The 14,486-nt window shown below is 57.7% G+C and carries 16 protein-coding genes; 5 read left to right on the top strand and 11 right to left on the bottom strand.

Annotated elements, in window-relative coordinates:
- Positions 1–3 precede the first annotated feature (3 nt).
- The 3 genes from ACR0CE_RS06270 to ACR0CE_RS06260 all read right to left on the bottom strand — a co-directional run bounded on the left by ACR0CE_RS06270 (position 4) and on the right by ACR0CE_RS06260 (position 3,519).
- Positions 4–741: a YbaY family lipoprotein gene (locus tag ACR0CE_RS06270; protein ID WP_480831488.1), complete on the bottom strand. Its 738-nt coding sequence runs from the start codon at positions 739–741 to the stop codon at positions 4–6.
- A 96-nt stretch (positions 742–837) separates the two neighbouring features.
- The gene (locus ACR0CE_RS06265; RefSeq protein WP_480481988.1) at positions 838–2,616 is read right to left on the bottom strand and encodes an SLC13 family permease; all 1,779 of its coding nucleotides are present in this window, start codon (positions 2,614–2,616) and stop codon (positions 838–840) included.
- Between the two features lie 87 nt (positions 2,617–2,703).
- Positions 2,704–3,519 carry a TIGR00282 family metallophosphoesterase gene (locus ACR0CE_RS06260; protein WP_209504607.1) on the bottom strand — a complete coding sequence of 272 codons (816 nt, stop codon included), beginning with the start codon at positions 3,517–3,519 and terminating at the stop codon, positions 2,704–2,706.
- A gap of 130 nt (positions 3,520–3,649) precedes the next feature.
- On the opposite strand from ACR0CE_RS06260, the gene ACR0CE_RS06255 reads away from it, so the two are divergent.
- A complete protein-coding gene (locus ACR0CE_RS06255) occupies positions 3,650–3,877 on the top strand; it encodes a putative hemolysin (protein WP_480475791.1) in 228 nt (75 codons plus the stop codon).
- A gap of 3 nt (positions 3,878–3,880) precedes the next feature.
- On the opposite strand, the gene ACR0CE_RS06250 is transcribed toward ACR0CE_RS06255, so the two are convergent.
- A complete protein-coding gene (locus tag ACR0CE_RS06250) occupies positions 3,881–4,438 on the bottom strand; it encodes a 5-formyltetrahydrofolate cyclo-ligase (protein ID WP_480604533.1) in 558 nt (185 codons plus the stop codon).
- Positions 4,435–5,829 carry a magnesium transporter gene (gene mgtE, locus ACR0CE_RS06245; protein WP_267365362.1) on the bottom strand — a complete coding sequence of 465 codons (1,395 nt, stop codon included), beginning with the start codon at positions 5,827–5,829 and terminating at the stop codon, positions 4,435–4,437. Before mgtE ends, ACR0CE_RS06250 begins: the two co-directional genes overlap by 4 nt.
- A gap of 139 nt (positions 5,830–5,968) precedes the next feature.
- On the opposite strand from mgtE, the gene guaD reads away from it, so the two are divergent.
- On the top strand, positions 5,969–7,255 hold the full coding sequence (gene guaD / locus ACR0CE_RS06240) for a guanine deaminase (protein ID WP_480831485.1): 1,287 nt from the start codon (positions 5,969–5,971) through the stop codon (positions 7,253–7,255).
- Here guaD and ACR0CE_RS06235 read toward each other — a convergent pair.
- From ACR0CE_RS06235 to ACR0CE_RS06225, 3 genes are all read right to left on the bottom strand, one after another.
- The gene (locus tag ACR0CE_RS06235) at positions 7,252–8,586 is read right to left on the bottom strand and encodes an 8-oxoguanine deaminase (RefSeq protein ID WP_480481994.1); all 1,335 of its coding nucleotides are present in this window, start codon (positions 8,584–8,586) and stop codon (positions 7,252–7,254) included. The genes guaD and ACR0CE_RS06235 overlap by 4 nt on opposite strands.
- Before the next feature lie 114 nt (positions 8,587–8,700).
- Complete coding sequence (gene hisN, locus ACR0CE_RS06230; protein ID WP_480481996.1) at positions 8,701–9,492, bottom strand: histidinol-phosphatase; 792 nt, start codon at positions 9,490–9,492, stop codon at positions 8,701–8,703.
- Positions 9,493–9,537: 45 nt separating this feature from the next.
- Positions 9,538–9,909 (bottom strand): helix-turn-helix domain-containing protein, encoded by a 372-nt coding sequence (locus ACR0CE_RS06225; protein ID WP_267365354.1) that lies wholly within the window; start codon positions 9,907–9,909, stop codon positions 9,538–9,540.
- A 340-nt stretch (positions 9,910–10,249) separates the two neighbouring features.
- Between ACR0CE_RS06225 and ACR0CE_RS06220 the strand changes: the two genes are divergently transcribed.
- Complete coding sequence (locus ACR0CE_RS06220; protein ID WP_480481998.1) at positions 10,250–11,206, top strand: NADPH:quinone oxidoreductase family protein; 957 nt, start codon at positions 10,250–10,252, stop codon at positions 11,204–11,206.
- A 6-nt stretch (positions 11,207–11,212) separates the two neighbouring features.
- On the opposite strand, the gene ACR0CE_RS06215 is transcribed toward ACR0CE_RS06220, so the two are convergent.
- Positions 11,213–12,094 carry a LysR family transcriptional regulator gene (locus ACR0CE_RS06215; protein WP_480482000.1) on the bottom strand — a complete coding sequence of 294 codons (882 nt, stop codon included), beginning with the start codon at positions 12,092–12,094 and terminating at the stop codon, positions 11,213–11,215.
- Positions 12,095–12,221: 127 nt separating this feature from the next.
- Between ACR0CE_RS06215 and ACR0CE_RS06210 the strand changes: the two genes are divergently transcribed.
- The gene (locus tag ACR0CE_RS06210; protein WP_480831484.1) at positions 12,222–12,431 is read left to right on the top strand and encodes a DUF1127 domain-containing protein; all 210 of its coding nucleotides are present in this window, start codon (positions 12,222–12,224) and stop codon (positions 12,429–12,431) included.
- Positions 12,432–12,614: 183 nt separating this feature from the next.
- Complete coding sequence (locus ACR0CE_RS06205; protein ID WP_209504618.1) at positions 12,615–13,391, top strand: Bax inhibitor-1/YccA family protein; 777 nt, start codon at positions 12,615–12,617, stop codon at positions 13,389–13,391.
- A gap of 183 nt (positions 13,392–13,574) precedes the next feature.
- Here ACR0CE_RS06205 and ACR0CE_RS06200 read toward each other — a convergent pair whose 3' ends face one another.
- The gene (locus ACR0CE_RS06200; RefSeq protein WP_480486391.1) at positions 13,575–14,081 is read right to left on the bottom strand and encodes a hypothetical protein; all 507 of its coding nucleotides are present in this window, start codon (positions 14,079–14,081) and stop codon (positions 13,575–13,577) included.
- Positions 14,082–14,297: 216 nt separating this feature from the next.
- Positions 14,298–14,465 carry a 50S ribosomal protein L33 gene (gene rpmG, locus ACR0CE_RS06195; RefSeq protein ID WP_037309480.1) on the bottom strand — a complete coding sequence of 56 codons (168 nt, stop codon included), beginning with the start codon at positions 14,463–14,465 and terminating at the stop codon, positions 14,298–14,300.
- Between the last annotated feature and the right edge of the window lie 21 nt (positions 14,466–14,486).

The following is a 14,486-nucleotide window of genomic DNA, read 5'->3' as shown; positions in this document are numbered from 1 at the left end:
CTGTTACTTGCGCAACAGTTTGATCACCGGTTGGCCCTGCGCATCCAGCAGAGCCAGAGCGTTGCCCTGCATCGCGAATGTCGTGACGTTCTGCAAGGCTTGCAGGAATTGCCGCTCAACCGCGTCCAGCGGGGGCGGGCACGCCATGAGTGTTGCAGCCATGTTGTCTGGAAACGCAATGCGATTACCGGAAATCTCGGCCTGACCGCTGAACCGGTTGCAGCCGCTGCTTCCTGAAAAAACCCCATCCTGACCAAAAACAAGCTCGGGGCGTTTCTCGGATTCGACAGGCGCACCATTCAGGCCCGAGGCGGCCCATTGGGTGTTGTCCAGCGTTGCCGCCCCCTGCCCCTGGACCTGAACCAACAGAAGATCAGCGGCATTTTCTGCCCCATTCGTCAGAACGGGGTAAACGGTATCTGTGGTGAACAGCAGGTTTTGCCCCTGCATCACAGATGCCCGAACGCTATAGCGATGAGCATCCATGATCAGTGCATCGTCATAGGTCAATTTGAACTGCGCGGGCACCCCGCTCAGCGCATACCGTTGCGCGGCAAGCGTGACAGCGGGAGCATCGGCCAGCGAGATATCCTGAAGCTCGACATAAAGGGTTGCGTCCGGTGGCAGTGCAATGCGCTCTCGGTATGTGGCGGTCCCTTCAACAATACCGGCAATAGCGACACCGCTTAAAGCTGCCCAAGTTGCTGCACCCGCCCATATTGCGCGACCCAAATGCTGCATCGGTCAAATCCTTTTGCAAACCCTCTTCGCAAAAGATCGTGTGCCCTTGGATCTTTGCAAGATGCGCTTCGACAAAGTGGCGATTCTGCGCCGAAATCACAAAGGCCAGATCAATGGAATAAGAAGGGATGCCAACAATCCGACCGTCAGGTTAAGCGGAACACCCACCTTCATGAAATCGGTGAACCTGTAACCGCCAGGGCCGTAGACCATCATGTTAGTCTGGTATCCGATCGGTGTTGCAAAGGACGCCGAAGCCGCCACCATAACCGCAACCACCAACGGGCGCGGGTCCATTCCGACGGCCTGGGCCAGCCCGATGGCTATAGGCGTGACCACAACCGCAACCGCATTGTTGGAAACCAGTTCGGTCAGCACCGAGGTCAGCAGATAGATCGCCCAGATGATCAGGAAGGGCGGCAGAGCGCTTAATCCCGGTGCCACGGCCTCGACAATCAGTGAAACCGCACCAGAGCTGTCCAGTGACGCACCGATGGCGAGCATCGCGAAGATCAGCGCCAACAGGCGACCTTCGACAAAGGAGAACGCCTCGTCCGCGTCGATGCAGCGGGTCAGAAGAACCACGGCTACGGCCACAATCGATAACAGCAGGATCGGCGCGACACCCAGCGCTGCAAGGACGACGATCCCGACCAGCGCGCCAATTGCAATTGGCGCATGGCTGCGACGGAAGGCGCGTGCAGAAGGTTGGCTGACATCCACCATGTCCATGTCCGCCGCAAGGCGCTGGATATCTGCCGGGGCGCCCTCCAGCAGTAATGTATCCCCTACCCGAACCACCAGATCATCCAACTGGCGACCGATATTCTGATTGCGACGGTGAACGGCCAGCACATAGACACCATACCGACGCCGAAGTCGCATCATTCCAAGGGTCCGACCCACCAAACGGCATCCGGGTGTGATCAGCACCTCGACCGTCTTGGTCTCGACAGCAGAAACCTGATCCACACGCTTCAGCTCTTTGTTGCTCTGTAGGCTCAGAAGTTCGGTCATCTCGGTGCGCAGAACTACGCGGTCACCGACCTGCAATTCAACGCCCTTCAGATTGCGCCGCAGCGATTCATCGCCCCGGACCACATCGATCAGACGCACGCCGGGACGTTTGAACAACTGAACGCCGGTCACTTCACGCCCGATCAGGTTGCTGTCGGGCGGAATGACCGCTTCGGTGAAAAACTTCATTCTGGACCGGTCGCTGAGCAGCGAGGCCATGCTGTCCCGCTCGGGCAGTAATCTGGGGGCGATGAAGCGCAGATAGACCATGCCGTAGATCACCAGTGCAATCCCCAGCGGCGTGACCTCGAATATCGAAAAGGCTTTCATCCCCTGCGCGCGGGCCACACCATCCACCAGCAGGTTGGTGGACGTTCCGATCAATGTCAGTGTCCCGCCAAGAATGGCGGCATAGCTGAGCGGAATTAGCAGCTTTGACGCGGGAACGTTCAGGGTGCGGGCGATCTGAACAAAGACCGGGATCATGACCACAACAACGGGCGTGTTAGACACAAAAGCCGAGGCCAGAACGACAAACCCCATCAGCAATCCGATGGCAATGCGCGGGTTGACCTGCGCCTGCCTTTGCGCGGTCGACGTGAAGGCGTCCAAGGCCCCGGTCCGCACCAAGGCCCCCATGATGATGAACATCGCCCCAATCGTCCAGGGCGCGGGATTGGACAAGACCGCCAGCGCGCTTTGATAGGGCAATATCCCTGTGACCAGCATCAGTGAGACACCGCCGATGGCCACGACCTCGGTCGGATAAACCTCGCGCAGGAACATGACGAACATGCTCGCAACAATCAGCAGCGCCAGAATTGCGCTGCCCGTCTCTGTCAGTGAAAGGAAATTCATTCGTGGTATTCTGTCCGAACCCTGGCCCAAGCGCCTGATGACATGCAGTTTCACGCATTGCGCGTGGCAGGGCAAGCCCGACGTTCGTTAATCAGGCCCGGCTTGTTCCAAACGCCCACCAACGCGCACCATGCGAACAGATTTGGCCTGACCGTCGCGATCATCCGTTTCGACGAACACTCCGCTCAGCGTGGCCTCGCCATTGGCAGGGGTAAACCGGGTCTTGGGCATCCCGGTTATGAACCGGCGCATCGGTTCCTGCTTGTCCATACCAATGACCGAGTCATAGTCGCCGCACATGCCCGCATCCGTCAGATAGCCTGTGCCGCCCGGCAGAATCTGCGAATCCGCTGTCGGTACATGGGTATGTGTGCCCACCACAAGGCTGGCGCGCTTGTCGCAATAGTGACCCATGGCCATCTTCTCGGACGTCGCCTCACAATGCATATCGACAATGATGGCTTGTGCCTGCCCGCCCCTGGGGTGCGATTTCAGGATGGGCTCTATGGCCGAGAACGGGTCGTCGAATGGCCGTTTCATAAAAACCTGCCCCAACACCTGCACCACCAGAACCTTGCGCCCTCCGGGTGCGTTGAACAGCCGGTGCCCCCGCCCCGGCGCGCCCTTGGCATAGTTCACCGGGCGCACGATGCGCTGTTCTTTCTCGATATATTGCAGCATGTCCTTCTGGTCGAACGCATGGTCACCCAATGTCAGGCAATCTGCACCGGCATCCAGCAGCAGCTTGGCGTGATCGCCGCTCAACCCCATGCCGTTCGATGCGTTTTCGCCATTGACTACAACGAAATCCAGCCGCCATTCATCGCGCAGGCGCGGCAAATGCTGCTGAACGGCCGCGCGCCCCGCGCGCCCCATGACATCACCAAGAAACAAAATCCTCATGATCCGGGTCGTAGGGGCTGTGCTGGGCAATAACAAGGCGGAACCGTGAAATTTAAGTTGAGCCCGAACTTGAAATTGCTTGCAGGCGTGGCAAAGTCTTAGCCATGCGCTTATATCAAAAGGACATGTTGTGAAGTTATTGGCAATATTGACATTCGGCCTTGTGGTCGCTTCGGGCGTTATGGCGCAAGGCACAAAGACATCCATGCCCAATCCCGCGGCAACCTTTTGCGTCGAGAATGATGGAGTTTACCAACTTCGGAAGAACGAAGACGGAAGCGTCTTTGGTATCTGCATCCTGAAAGACGGTACCGAGGTGGATGCCTGGGACTATTTACGCAGCCACTTTCAGCAATGAGGCTTAGAACGTCAGCACCCGGCTTTCGGTGATAACCATGTTCAGCGGCTGATCGGTCGGCTCCAGCGGCAGTTTCTGCGCCTCTTGCGCGTCAAAAGCGAAACCGATTGCCAGTGTCGCGCGCTTGCCTCGCAATCCTTCCAGCGTGCGGTCATAAAATCCACCACCATATCCCAAACGCCCGCCGTGGGCATCAAAAGCCACCAGCGGCACAATCAGGATTTCGGGGTCGAAATAATCATCGACCTCGGGCACTCTGGCACCGAATGGGCCGTCTTTCAGCGGTCCTTCTGGCGTCCAGCGCGAAAATTTCAGAGGTTTTCCAGCGGCTTGTATCACGGGAACACCGACAGGTCCATAAGCCGCAGCTTCAGCCATGGCAGACACCGGGTCGATCTCGGTTCGGATTGGCATGTAGCCTGACAAGGGCACGCCGCGATAACCCGCCAGAACCTCGGACAAACGTCCGGCTGCACCGGGAACACGCGTGTCGAACGCGACCTTGCGGCGCGCAAATGCCGCTTTGCGTGCAGCTGCTTTGATTTCAGTCAGATCGGTCACAATAGCACCACACTGGCAAGCCCAAGAAAGATGAAGAACCCCATGACATCGGTTGTGGTTGTCACAAAGGTTCCTGACGCCAGAGCCGGGTCAATTCCCAGACGATCCAGCACCACCGGTACTACCGTACCTGCAAAGCCCGCGATGATCATGTTCACGACCAAGGCTGACCCAATCACGACACCCAGCCAAGGTGAACCGAACCACAGCATTCCCACGGTCCCCAGTACAATGGCAAAACAGAGCCCGTTCAACATGCCCACCAGCAGTTCCCGCCTGATAACGCGCATCACGTTTGAATTGGTCAGGTCGCGCGTCGCCAGTGCGCGCACTGCAACGGTCAGCGACTGAGTACCCGCATTGCCCCCCATGGATGCAACAATCGGCATCAGGATGGCCAGCGCGACAAGCTGGTCAATTGCCGCCGCAAATTGCGAGATTACCAACGAAGCACATATCGCTGTGCACAGGTTTACCGCCAGCCACGGCAACCGTCGCCGACTGGTCGCCGCGACACTGTCGGACAGAGAGCTTTCGTCGCTCACACCGGCAAGGCGCAGGATGTCTTCTTCGTGCTCTTCATCCAGAACGACCATCGCGTCATCGATGGTGATCACACCAACCAGACGCCCATCGGCATCCACTACAGGGGCCGAGATCAGGTGATACTGGTTGAAGGCGTAAGCCACGTCCTCCTCGTCCTGATCAACGGGGATGATGTGAAACTCCTCTTCCGCCAGATCGCGCAACGGCACCTCACGACGGGACGCCATCAGCTTGCCCAATGTCACCTGCGCTGTTGGTTTCAGGCGCGGATCGACCAGAACAACATGATAGAACTGCTCGGGCAGATCGTCATTGGCACGCATGAAGTCGATGGCCTGACCGACGGTCCAATGCTCGGGCGCCATGACGACCTCGCGCTGCATCAAACGACCAGCCGAATTCTCGGGGTAAGCAAGCGCCTGTTGCGCCGCTAGCCGCTCGGAATCTTCGAGCGCGCCCAGAATGGCTTCCTGCTGCGGTTCCTCAAGATCTTCCAGAAGGTCAACGACGTCGTCGCTTTCCATCTCGCGCACGGCTTCCGCCAGAACCTCGGGGGTCAGGACGGCGATGATTTCCTCGCGGACCGCTTCGTCCAGTTCAGACAGGATGTCACCGTCAAATTCCTTGTCATAAAGCCGGATCAGCCGCGCCCGGTCATAAGGATTGATCTGCTCCAGAAGGTCAGCGATATCAGCCGCGTGCAGTGGCTCCATCAGCTCAATCAGCTTGTCGCGATCATCCACATCGACGGCGTATAGGATCGCCGCCACTGTCCGGCGATCCAGTGCATACGCGTCTTCGTCGTGGGGCAGATCGTGTTCGGCTTGATCACTGCCTGTCGTCATGCGCTGCCCCCTTCTTTCGGCGATTGGCCCCTAAATAGAAGAAGCAGCTACCAGAAAACAATGACAATGCGCCGATTTACCCACTTCTTTCGTCTGCCTATGCTACAGCGCGGTCCCAAACAGGTGGAGAACAGGGCAAATGGCGCAAAAGACGCTTTTGAAAGGGCGCGTTCTGAGTTTCACAGGCTCACCCTTTGACGGAGAGCCAACCGAAGCGACCCGATTGGACGAAGCTGTCGTGATTGACAAAGGGCGCGTTGCCGATGTCGGCGCGTCTGATGCGCTGATGCGGCGTCACCCTGATGCCGTCATCAAGGACCATGGCAATCACCTGATCATTGCAGGTTTCGTTGACCCGCATGTGCACTACCCACAGACGGCCATGATTGCCAGTTGGGGTAAGCGGTTGATCGACTGGCTGAACACCTACACCTTCCCGGAAGAGATGAAGTTTGGTGATCCTGAATACGCCTCTGAAATCGCCAACCTTTATCTGGATCTGACTGCCGCCCATGGCACCACGACGATGTGCAGTTTTTGCACCATCCACCCCGAAAGCGTGGATGCCTTTTTCACTGCCGCGCTGCAACGGGGACAGCGCGTGGTCGCGGGCAAGACCTGCATGGATCGCAATGCGCCTGAAGGTCTGCGTGACACAGCCCAGACCGCCTATGACCAATCTGCCGCGCTGCTTGAGAAATGGCACCGTGTCGACCGCCTGTCCTATGCCATCACGCCCCGGTTTTCACCGACGTCCACCCCTGAACAGCTTGAGGCCATGGGCGCGCTTTGGGCGGAGCATCCCCATTGCCTGATGCAAACACACCTGAGCGAGCAGACAGACGAAATCGAGTGGGTCCGCTCCCTGTTTCCCGATGCGCGGGACTATCTGGACACTTACGAAAAGTTCGGGCTGCTGGGGCAGAACGGACTTTATGGGCATGTCATCCATCTGGAAGACCGGGAACGCGATCGTCTGCGCGAGGTTGATGCGTCGCTGATCCACTGCCCCACCTCGAACACCTTCATAGGGTCGGGTCTGTTCGACATGAACGGCTTGATCCACGATGGCCACCGGATCGGTTTGGCAACGGATACCGGTGGCGGATCAAGTTTTTCAATGCTTCGCACCATGGCTGCCGCATATGAAATCGGTCAGTTGCGTGGGCGCCCCCTGCATCCGGCGCAATTGCTGTGGCTGGGTACAGTCGGGTCGGCGCGCAGCCTGCGGATGGATGATTGCATCGGCAACATTGCTCCGGGAATGGAGGCGGATCTGGTCGTGATTGATCTCGCCTCGACCCCGGCCATCGCCCAGCGCGAAGCTTGTGCAAACGATGTTTGGGAGGCAATCTTCCCGACCATCATGATGGGTGATGATCGGGCTGTGGCCGAGGTCTGGATTGGTGGGCGGCAGGCCGCCTAGGCCTGCAACCCCTTGGCAAGACTGTTTTGACGCTCAATCACGCGGGGCAGGTCAATCGTCGTGATATGCCCATCCCGCACGATCTGGCGGCCTTCGACAAACAGGTGCTTTACTTGCATCGGACCGGCCAGAAGCAGAGCTGCCGGGTCCCAGCTGCCTGCGCATTCGATACTGCGCATATCCCAGACAGCGACATCCGCGCGTTTTCCCGGCATAAGCCGCCCGCAGTCGGGACGCCCCAGCACATCGGCCCCGCCACGTGTTGCAATCTCCAATGCTTCGCGGGCCGACATCGCATCCGCCCCATTGACCACCCGTTGCAACAGCAGCGCCTGCCGGGCCTCAAGCATCAGATTACCGTTGTCATTACTGGCCGAGCCATCAGCGCCGAGGCCTACCTTTACCCCCGCATCGCGCATCGTCCGCACCGGCGCGATGCCTGATCCCAGACGGCAGTTCGAACATGGGCAATGAGCGACACCAGTTTTCGTACGTGAAAACAGATCAATCTCGGCCCCGTCCAACTTGACGCAATGAGCGTGCCAGACATCCGGGCCAGTCCAACCCAGATCTTCGGCGTATTGACCGGGCCGACAACCGAACTGAGCCTGTGAATAGGCGATATCTTCATCGTTTTCAGCCAGATGTGTATGCAACATCACGCCTTTGTCCCGTGCCAGAAGGGCTGCATCTCGCATCAGGTCCCGGCTGACGGAAAACGGTGAACACGGGGCAAGACCTACGCGGCACATCGACCCTTCTGACGGATCGTGAAAAGCATCCACGACGCGGATCATGTCGTCCAGAATGGCAGTTTCTTCTTCCACCAGACTGTCCGGAGGCAGGCCGCCATCGCTTTCACCAATGCTCATCGCGCCACGTGTCGGGTGAAATCGCATCCCCAACTCGGATGCGGCAGCAATCGTGTCCTCCAGACGCGAACTATTGGGGTAGAGGTACAGGTGATCGGAACTGAGCGTACAGCCTGACAGCGCCAGCTCTGCCAAACCGATCTGGGCCGAGGTGAACATCTCGTCCGGTCCGAACTTCTCCCAAATCGAATAAAGTGTTTGAAGCCACCCGAACAGCAATGCGTCCTGCCCGCCCGGCACCGCGCGGGTCAACGTTTGGTAAAGATGGTGATGGGTGTTCACTAACCCGGGTGTCACCAGACAGCCCGAAACATCGTGAACCTCGCCTTGTGTCTGCAATCCGTGCCCGATCCCCGCGATCTGGCCGTCGCGGATCAGAATGTCCGCCGCGGGGAGTTCCTGCCGGGACTCGTCCATCGTCAGGATCAGATCAGCGTTTTTGAGTAGGATTTCTGTCATGTCGCGCTCCTGCATCTGCCCGTCTCTTGCAAGGAGTGCGAAGGTCGGCGGAAAACGGGCTTAAGAACCGACCGGGTATTATGTACCCGCCATCGGTATCTGCGACAACTGGTTTCAGAACCGACGCAGGATATTAAGTGCCTCTGCATGTATTTCTGCGTTGGCTGCGGCCAATGCCCGACCGCCCTCATGCGCCGGGCCGCCTTGCCAATCGGTCACAATTCCGCCTGCCGCCTGAATAACCGCGATAGGCGCCTGAATGTCATACGCGTTCAGCCCTGCTTCGATCACCAGATCTGCCTGCCCAGCGGCCAACAAGGCATAAGCGTAGCAGTCCATTCCATATCGGGTCAGTTGCACCTGCTCCGATACGGCCTGAAACCCGGCCCGGTCATCCGGGGTGCCGACTTCAGGAAAAGTGGTGAACAGCGTCGCTTGCGCCAGAGACTTCGTCCCCCGTGTTTGCAGCTTACTGGTCCCCAGTGGCCCTGTAAGGTGCGCACCAGCTGTCGATCCGACAAAGCGTTCGCCAATGTAGGGCTGATCAATCACCCCCATGACCGGCCCGTCTGCTGTGCTGAGCGCGATCAGAACGCCCCAGGTTGGTGTGCCACTGATAAACCCGCGCGTGCCGTCGATGGGGTCCAGAACCCAGGTTCGGCCACTGCTGCCCTTGTGCGCACCGTATTCTTCACCCAATACGCCATCTTCAGGGCGCAATCGGGACAGCACCTCTCGCATGGCTTTTTCAGCGGCCCGATCCGCCACGGTGACGGGGTCAAACCCTACGGTCAGCTTGTTCGCAGTTTCCAGGTTGGTCTGACGAAAAAAAGGAAGAATGGCCGCGCGTGCCGCTTCGGCCATTTCTTCTGCAATTTCAATGTCGCTTAAACTCGCCGGATGCATGGCGCTCTGGTGCGTGCATTACCTGACAAAGTCAAGCCGGTCTGATCAGGCGACGTCGCTGAGGACACGTGCAAGTTCAAACAGGCGGCGGCGCTGGTTTTCCGGAATTGCGTAGTAAGAGCGAACTAGATCCAGGGCTTCTTTATCGCCCATCAGATCGGCTGGAACAGATTTCTTTTCCGCGCTGCTTTTCTGGGCCTCTTCCAGACCTTCAAAGAAGAAGCTGACCGGTACGTCCAATGCCTCGGCAATGTCCCACAGGCGGGACGCGCTGATTCGGTTGGCTCCGGTCTCATATTTCTGGATTTGCTGAAACTTGATACCAACTTGCTGCGCCAATTGTTGCTGGGTCATCCCAATCAGCCAGCGGCGATGCCGAACGCGCTTGCCCACATGGACATCGACGTGATGAGTCATTGGTATTCTCCTCTACTACACACACATTTGTACGGGATCGTGCGACGTCCGAGATCGCAATACCAATAGGGGCTTCCTTAACCGCCCCCAGATCCGGACTGTGCCGTCCCCCGTTACCAGCACTGCTTGCCAATATTGCCGGTTTTGAATTTTTTTTCAAGCTGGTTGAGTCGATCCCCCCTCACAAGGGCTGTGGTTGTATGCGTCAAATGCCCTGCCCGCTGTTCGCGTGGCCCGGCTGGACATGCGACAGATTTTCAGGCGTTTCATGACGCCGCGCATAAGGAATTGACATCTCGCACAGCTCACGTGCCTATGCCCCAAGCACGTGAGGAACCAAATGAAGGCCTATTGTATTAGATCTGACGGGGCAGTTGCCCAGCTGTGCGATGTACCGAAACCCGAGCCGGGTGAGGGTCAGGTACGGGTTGCGATCAAAGCCTGCGGGTTGAATTTCGCTGATCTGCTGATGCAGAAAGGCACGTATCAGGATACACCGCCTGCGCCGTTTACTTTGGGTATGGAAATCGCCGGTGTCGTGGATACCATCGGTCCAGGTGTGTCCACCCTGAAACCGGGCGATCGGATCGCCGTCTATTCCGGTCAGGGCGGTCTGGCAGAATATGGCGTTTTCGACGCCGATCGCGCGATCCCGCTGCCGGACACGACCCGTTTCGAAGACGCGGCAGCGATCCAGATAGCCTATGGCACCAGTCACATGGCCCTTGACCACCGTGCCCGGCTGCAACCCGGTGAGACGCTTCTGGTCACCGGCGCAGCCGGGGGCGTCGGGCTGACCGCGGTTGAAATCGGCAAGCTCATGGGTGCCACCGTCATCGCTCAGGCCCGCGGCCCCGAAAAGCTGGCCGTTGCCCGCGCCGCAGGGGCCGATCACCTGATTGATGCCGCAGAGGACCTGAGGGAGCGGGTTAGATCGCTTGGCGGCGCGGATGTCGTTTATGACGCAATCGGCGGCGATGTGTTCAAGGCGGCCTTCCGCGCCACCAATCCCGAAGGCCGTCTGCTGCCCATCGGGTTTGCCGGCGGGGAAGTTCCGCAAATCCCCGCCAATCATCTGCTGGTCAAGAACCTGACCGTGATCGGCTTTTACATTGGCGGGTATCTGAAATTCAGGCCAGAAGCCGTGCGCGAAAGTTTTGACACACTTTTCCGCTGGCACACCGAGGGCCGCATCAATCCACACATCAGCCACGTCTTGCCTCTTGATGAGGTCGCGCAGGGCATGCGGTTGCTGAAAGAGCGTAAATCGACAGGCAAAATCGTGATCACCCCCTGACCGCAATCAGCCCACCACGGCACGCAGCTGTGCCCCCCCAAGCAGGCGGAAGTTCTGACGCACTAACTGCGCCAGCGCTTCGACAACCGCGTCTCGCCCCGGTTCGCCACCATACAGGTTGATCATATGCGCAGGCAGGTCCGGTAGCGCACCCCCGCCTTCGATCTGTTCAAGATGTGCGGCTTCGGTACCTTCCAGTGCTGCATACACTGCCAGATCAGCACTGACCGTGGCCTCGATTGTGCGGTCGTTTTCAGTTTCCACCGACAGCTCCCAGGGGATACCGGCTGCATCCAGCGCCGATATCACCTGTGGTCGAAACAAACAGCGACGTCCAAGTGCCAAAGGCAGCGGACGCTTGCGCCAGGCCGATCCACCCGGAGCACCTATCCAGCGCAAGGGCAGCTCTGCAATGGTTTCCGCACCATCCACCGACGACGGTTCCGTGGTCAGGATCACGTCACATTCGCCGCGTTTGTACATCTCTTTCAACTGCAATGAATACGACGACACCAACTGAACTCGGACTCGCGGGAAATCCGCGTTGAACCGTTGCAGGACCCGTGGGATGGCCGGGTAAACTATGTCGTGAGGAACCCCCAATACCACCTCACCTTCAAAGGCCTGATCAGTCAGTTTCGAGATGACCTCATCATTCAACGCGATCATACGGCGCGCATAAGCCAGCAATTGTTCACCGGACGCGGTCAGGGCAATCGTTCTGCCACTGCGGTCCAACAGCTGAAGGCCAAGCAGCTCCTCCAGCCGTTTCAACTGCATCGAGACCGCAGATTGCGTCAGATGCAGGAACCCTGCAGCGCGCGTCACCCCACCCTGATCCGCCACAGCAACAAATGAACGCAGGGTTGTAATGTCCAGATTCCGCACCTTCACGATTCCTTATGTGTTTCATCAAAAATATTCGTTTTCAATATATGTCATACTCCCCCATATCAATCAAGGAAATTGATAAAGACGAGAGAAACCATCGTAAACACACGAAAGGACAATAAGTATGACCCAAATTGCCATTCATCGCCCTTGCAAGCCCCAAAAGCAATCGCTCGGCACTATCATCAGGCGTGCTGTTTTCCTGAAGCGTCAACGCCGCCAACTGGCACGGCTTGATGATCGCGCCCTTCAGGACATCGGAGTCTCCAGATCAGAGGCTGATGCCGAAGCCAGCCGTTTCGTCTGGGACGCGCCGGAATTCTGGCAGAAGTGATGCAAAATCAAATAGTAACTTCATGAGTGGCGGTCGGCTGATGCGGACCGTCACTTTTGTTGCGTAAATTAGTTGGTTTTCCACGGTAAATACTTGAAACACTGCCCAGAGTTGCCGATATTTACCTAGAACGCTTCCCGCACAGCCGGGGGGCTGAATAATTATGTAAAGGGAGACCCTTTGATGGCACAATTCGACACGATCCGGACGGCGGCCGGCGCGCGCGCTGCCGAGATTGATGAGGGCCTGCGCGCCCATATGAACAAAGTCTATGGCACTATGTCCGTAGGCATGCTCATCACATTCGCAGCAGCCTGGGCCATCGCAGGCCTGGCAACCACAAGCGATCCGTCAGCCGCAGCGGCACAGTTGAATGCCGATACCTATCTGACATCGCTGGGCTATAGCATTTACGCGTCGCCCCTGCGCTGGGTCATCATGTTTGCACCTCTGCTGTTTGTCTTCGGCTTCAGCGCCGGGATCAACCGTATGTCGGCGGCTGCCGCACAGCTGGTGTTCTACGTTTTTGCGGCGGTGATGGGCGTTTCGATCAGCTGGATCTTCCTTGTTTTCACCGGTGAGTCGGTCATTCAGGTCTTCCTGATCACCGCAATCGCGTTTGCGGGCCTTTCCCTTTATGGTTACACAACCAAGAAAGACTTGTCCGCCATGGGCACTTTCCTGATGATGGGCCTGATCGGCCTGATTGTCGCGATGGTTGTGAACATCTTTCTGGCGTCTTCGGCGGTTGCCTTTGCAATCTCGGCCATCGGCGTTCTGATCTTCGCGGGCCTGACCGCCTATGACACCCAGAATATCAAGAACACATACCTGCAAATGGCCCATAGTGGCGATCAGGAATGGCTGGGCAAGGCCGCTATCATGGGCGCGTTGAACCTGTACCTGGACTTCATCAACCTGTTCATGTTCCTGCTGCAATTCTTAGGTAACCGCGAGTAATTGCAAACCTATGTAAGGGAAAAGGCCGGTCATCAGACCGGCCTTTTTTCGTTTTGAACCAGCTGCGATCGCGCTTGCCCGGTACATGAATCCTAGCGGACAAGGCGACGACGTCCGCGTACCCCGCAAAGAAAAAGCCCCCGCTAGATCAGCGAGGGCTTGATACATTAGAAGGTGCAAGACTTAGCTGCAATTCAACGGTACAGCAAAGCCCGAACTACGCTCGGACGTGCCTTTGCGGAACACATCGCCGGCAGGCAGACACCCGGTGAAACGCTCAGCCTCTTGCGCGAAACCAACGCCGACCGAGTTGTCGACCTTTACGCTGTTCGTCGGTGTGCGAAGGACACCATACAAGGTTCCGTTGACGCTGACGGTGCTCAGGAACAGATTCGTATCGCTGCCCTGTAGCTGGACCGCATTGTCCGGCGTCCGCCCGCCATTGTCGATAGCAACGGCTGCCACCTTGGAGGGGTCCACTTCATCAGCCAAGAGAGTAACGGTCTGAAGTTCTGCCAGCTCGGCCGGGACATTCGTTTCAGGCGGCAGAAATGCGACGGCTCCGGGAACGTCGGAAATCGTGCGGGGTTCGCCATCGATTCCGGTAAACCCAACACCTTTGCGGTTAAACGGGTCTTCACAGGCCGCCAAAGTCAGAACGGCAATTGTGGATAACAAGATTTTTTTCATGGCGGTCAACATTTTGTGGCGGTTTGCTCAAGCGTACTTGCAGGTCGGCACAAAAAGCAAGCCACAGGCCATGCGATTGCATCGGTGGCTGATGCGCTCCTGCAACGGCCCCAGGTGGGCATGCTGACATTCTTGGCAACAAACCACCGGAACTCAACACAAAAAAAGGCTCTGCCAAGCAGAGCCCTTTTGGAAAGTCCAAATGGAACGGCAAGATTACTTGATCTTGCCTTCCTTGTACTCGACATGCTTGCGAACGACCGGATCGTATTTACGAATGGTCATTTTCTCGGTCATGGTGCGCGCGTTCTTTTTGGTCACGTAGAAGTGGCCCGTGCCCGCGGTCGAGTTCAGACGGATCTTGATTGTCGTCGGCTTCGCCATGGTTATCTCCTGCGTCCGGAA

It is taken from the genome of Ruegeria sp. L11 (assembly GCF_056531755.1).
This window is presented reverse-complemented; position numbering and strand designations above follow the sequence as displayed.

Coding starts and splice junctions, on each gene's coding strand:
- ACR0CE_RS06270 (WP_480831488.1), bottom strand. CDS start 741: ATGCAGCATTTGGGTCGCGCAATATGGGCGGGTGCAGCAACTTGGGCA.
- ACR0CE_RS06265 (WP_480481988.1), bottom strand. CDS start 2,616: ATGAATTTCCTTTCACTGACAGAGACGGGCAGCGCAATTCTGGCGCTG.
- ACR0CE_RS06260 (WP_209504607.1), bottom strand. CDS start 3,519: ATGAGGATTTTGTTTCTTGGTGATGTCATGGGGCGCGCGGGGCGCGCG.
- mgtE (WP_267365362.1), bottom strand. CDS start 5,829: ATGACGACAGGCAGTGATCAAGCCGAACACGATCTGCCCCACGACGAA.
- guaD (WP_480831485.1), top strand. CDS start 5,969: ATGGCGCAAAAGACGCTTTTGAAAGGGCGCGTTCTGAGTTTCACAGGC.
- ACR0CE_RS06235 (WP_480481994.1), bottom strand. CDS start 8,586: ATGACAGAAATCCTACTCAAAAACGCTGATCTGATCCTGACGATGGAC.
- hisN (WP_480481996.1), bottom strand. CDS start 9,492: ATGCATCCGGCGAGTTTAAGCGACATTGAAATTGCAGAAGAAATGGCC.
- ACR0CE_RS06225 (WP_267365354.1), bottom strand. CDS start 9,909: ATGACTCATCACGTCGATGTCCATGTGGGCAAGCGCGTTCGGCATCGC.
- ACR0CE_RS06220 (WP_480481998.1), top strand. CDS start 10,250: ATGAAGGCCTATTGTATTAGATCTGACGGGGCAGTTGCCCAGCTGTGC.
- ACR0CE_RS06210 (WP_480831484.1), top strand. CDS start 12,222: ATGACCCAAATTGCCATTCATCGCCCTTGCAAGCCCCAAAAGCAATCG.
- ACR0CE_RS06205 (WP_209504618.1), top strand. CDS start 12,615: ATGGCACAATTCGACACGATCCGGACGGCGGCCGGCGCGCGCGCTGCC.
- ACR0CE_RS06200 (WP_480486391.1), bottom strand. CDS start 14,081: ATGAAAAAAATCTTGTTATCCACAATTGCCGTTCTGACTTTGGCGGCC.
- rpmG (WP_037309480.1), bottom strand. CDS start 14,465: ATGGCGAAGCCGACGACAATCAAGATCCGTCTGAACTCGACCGCGGGC.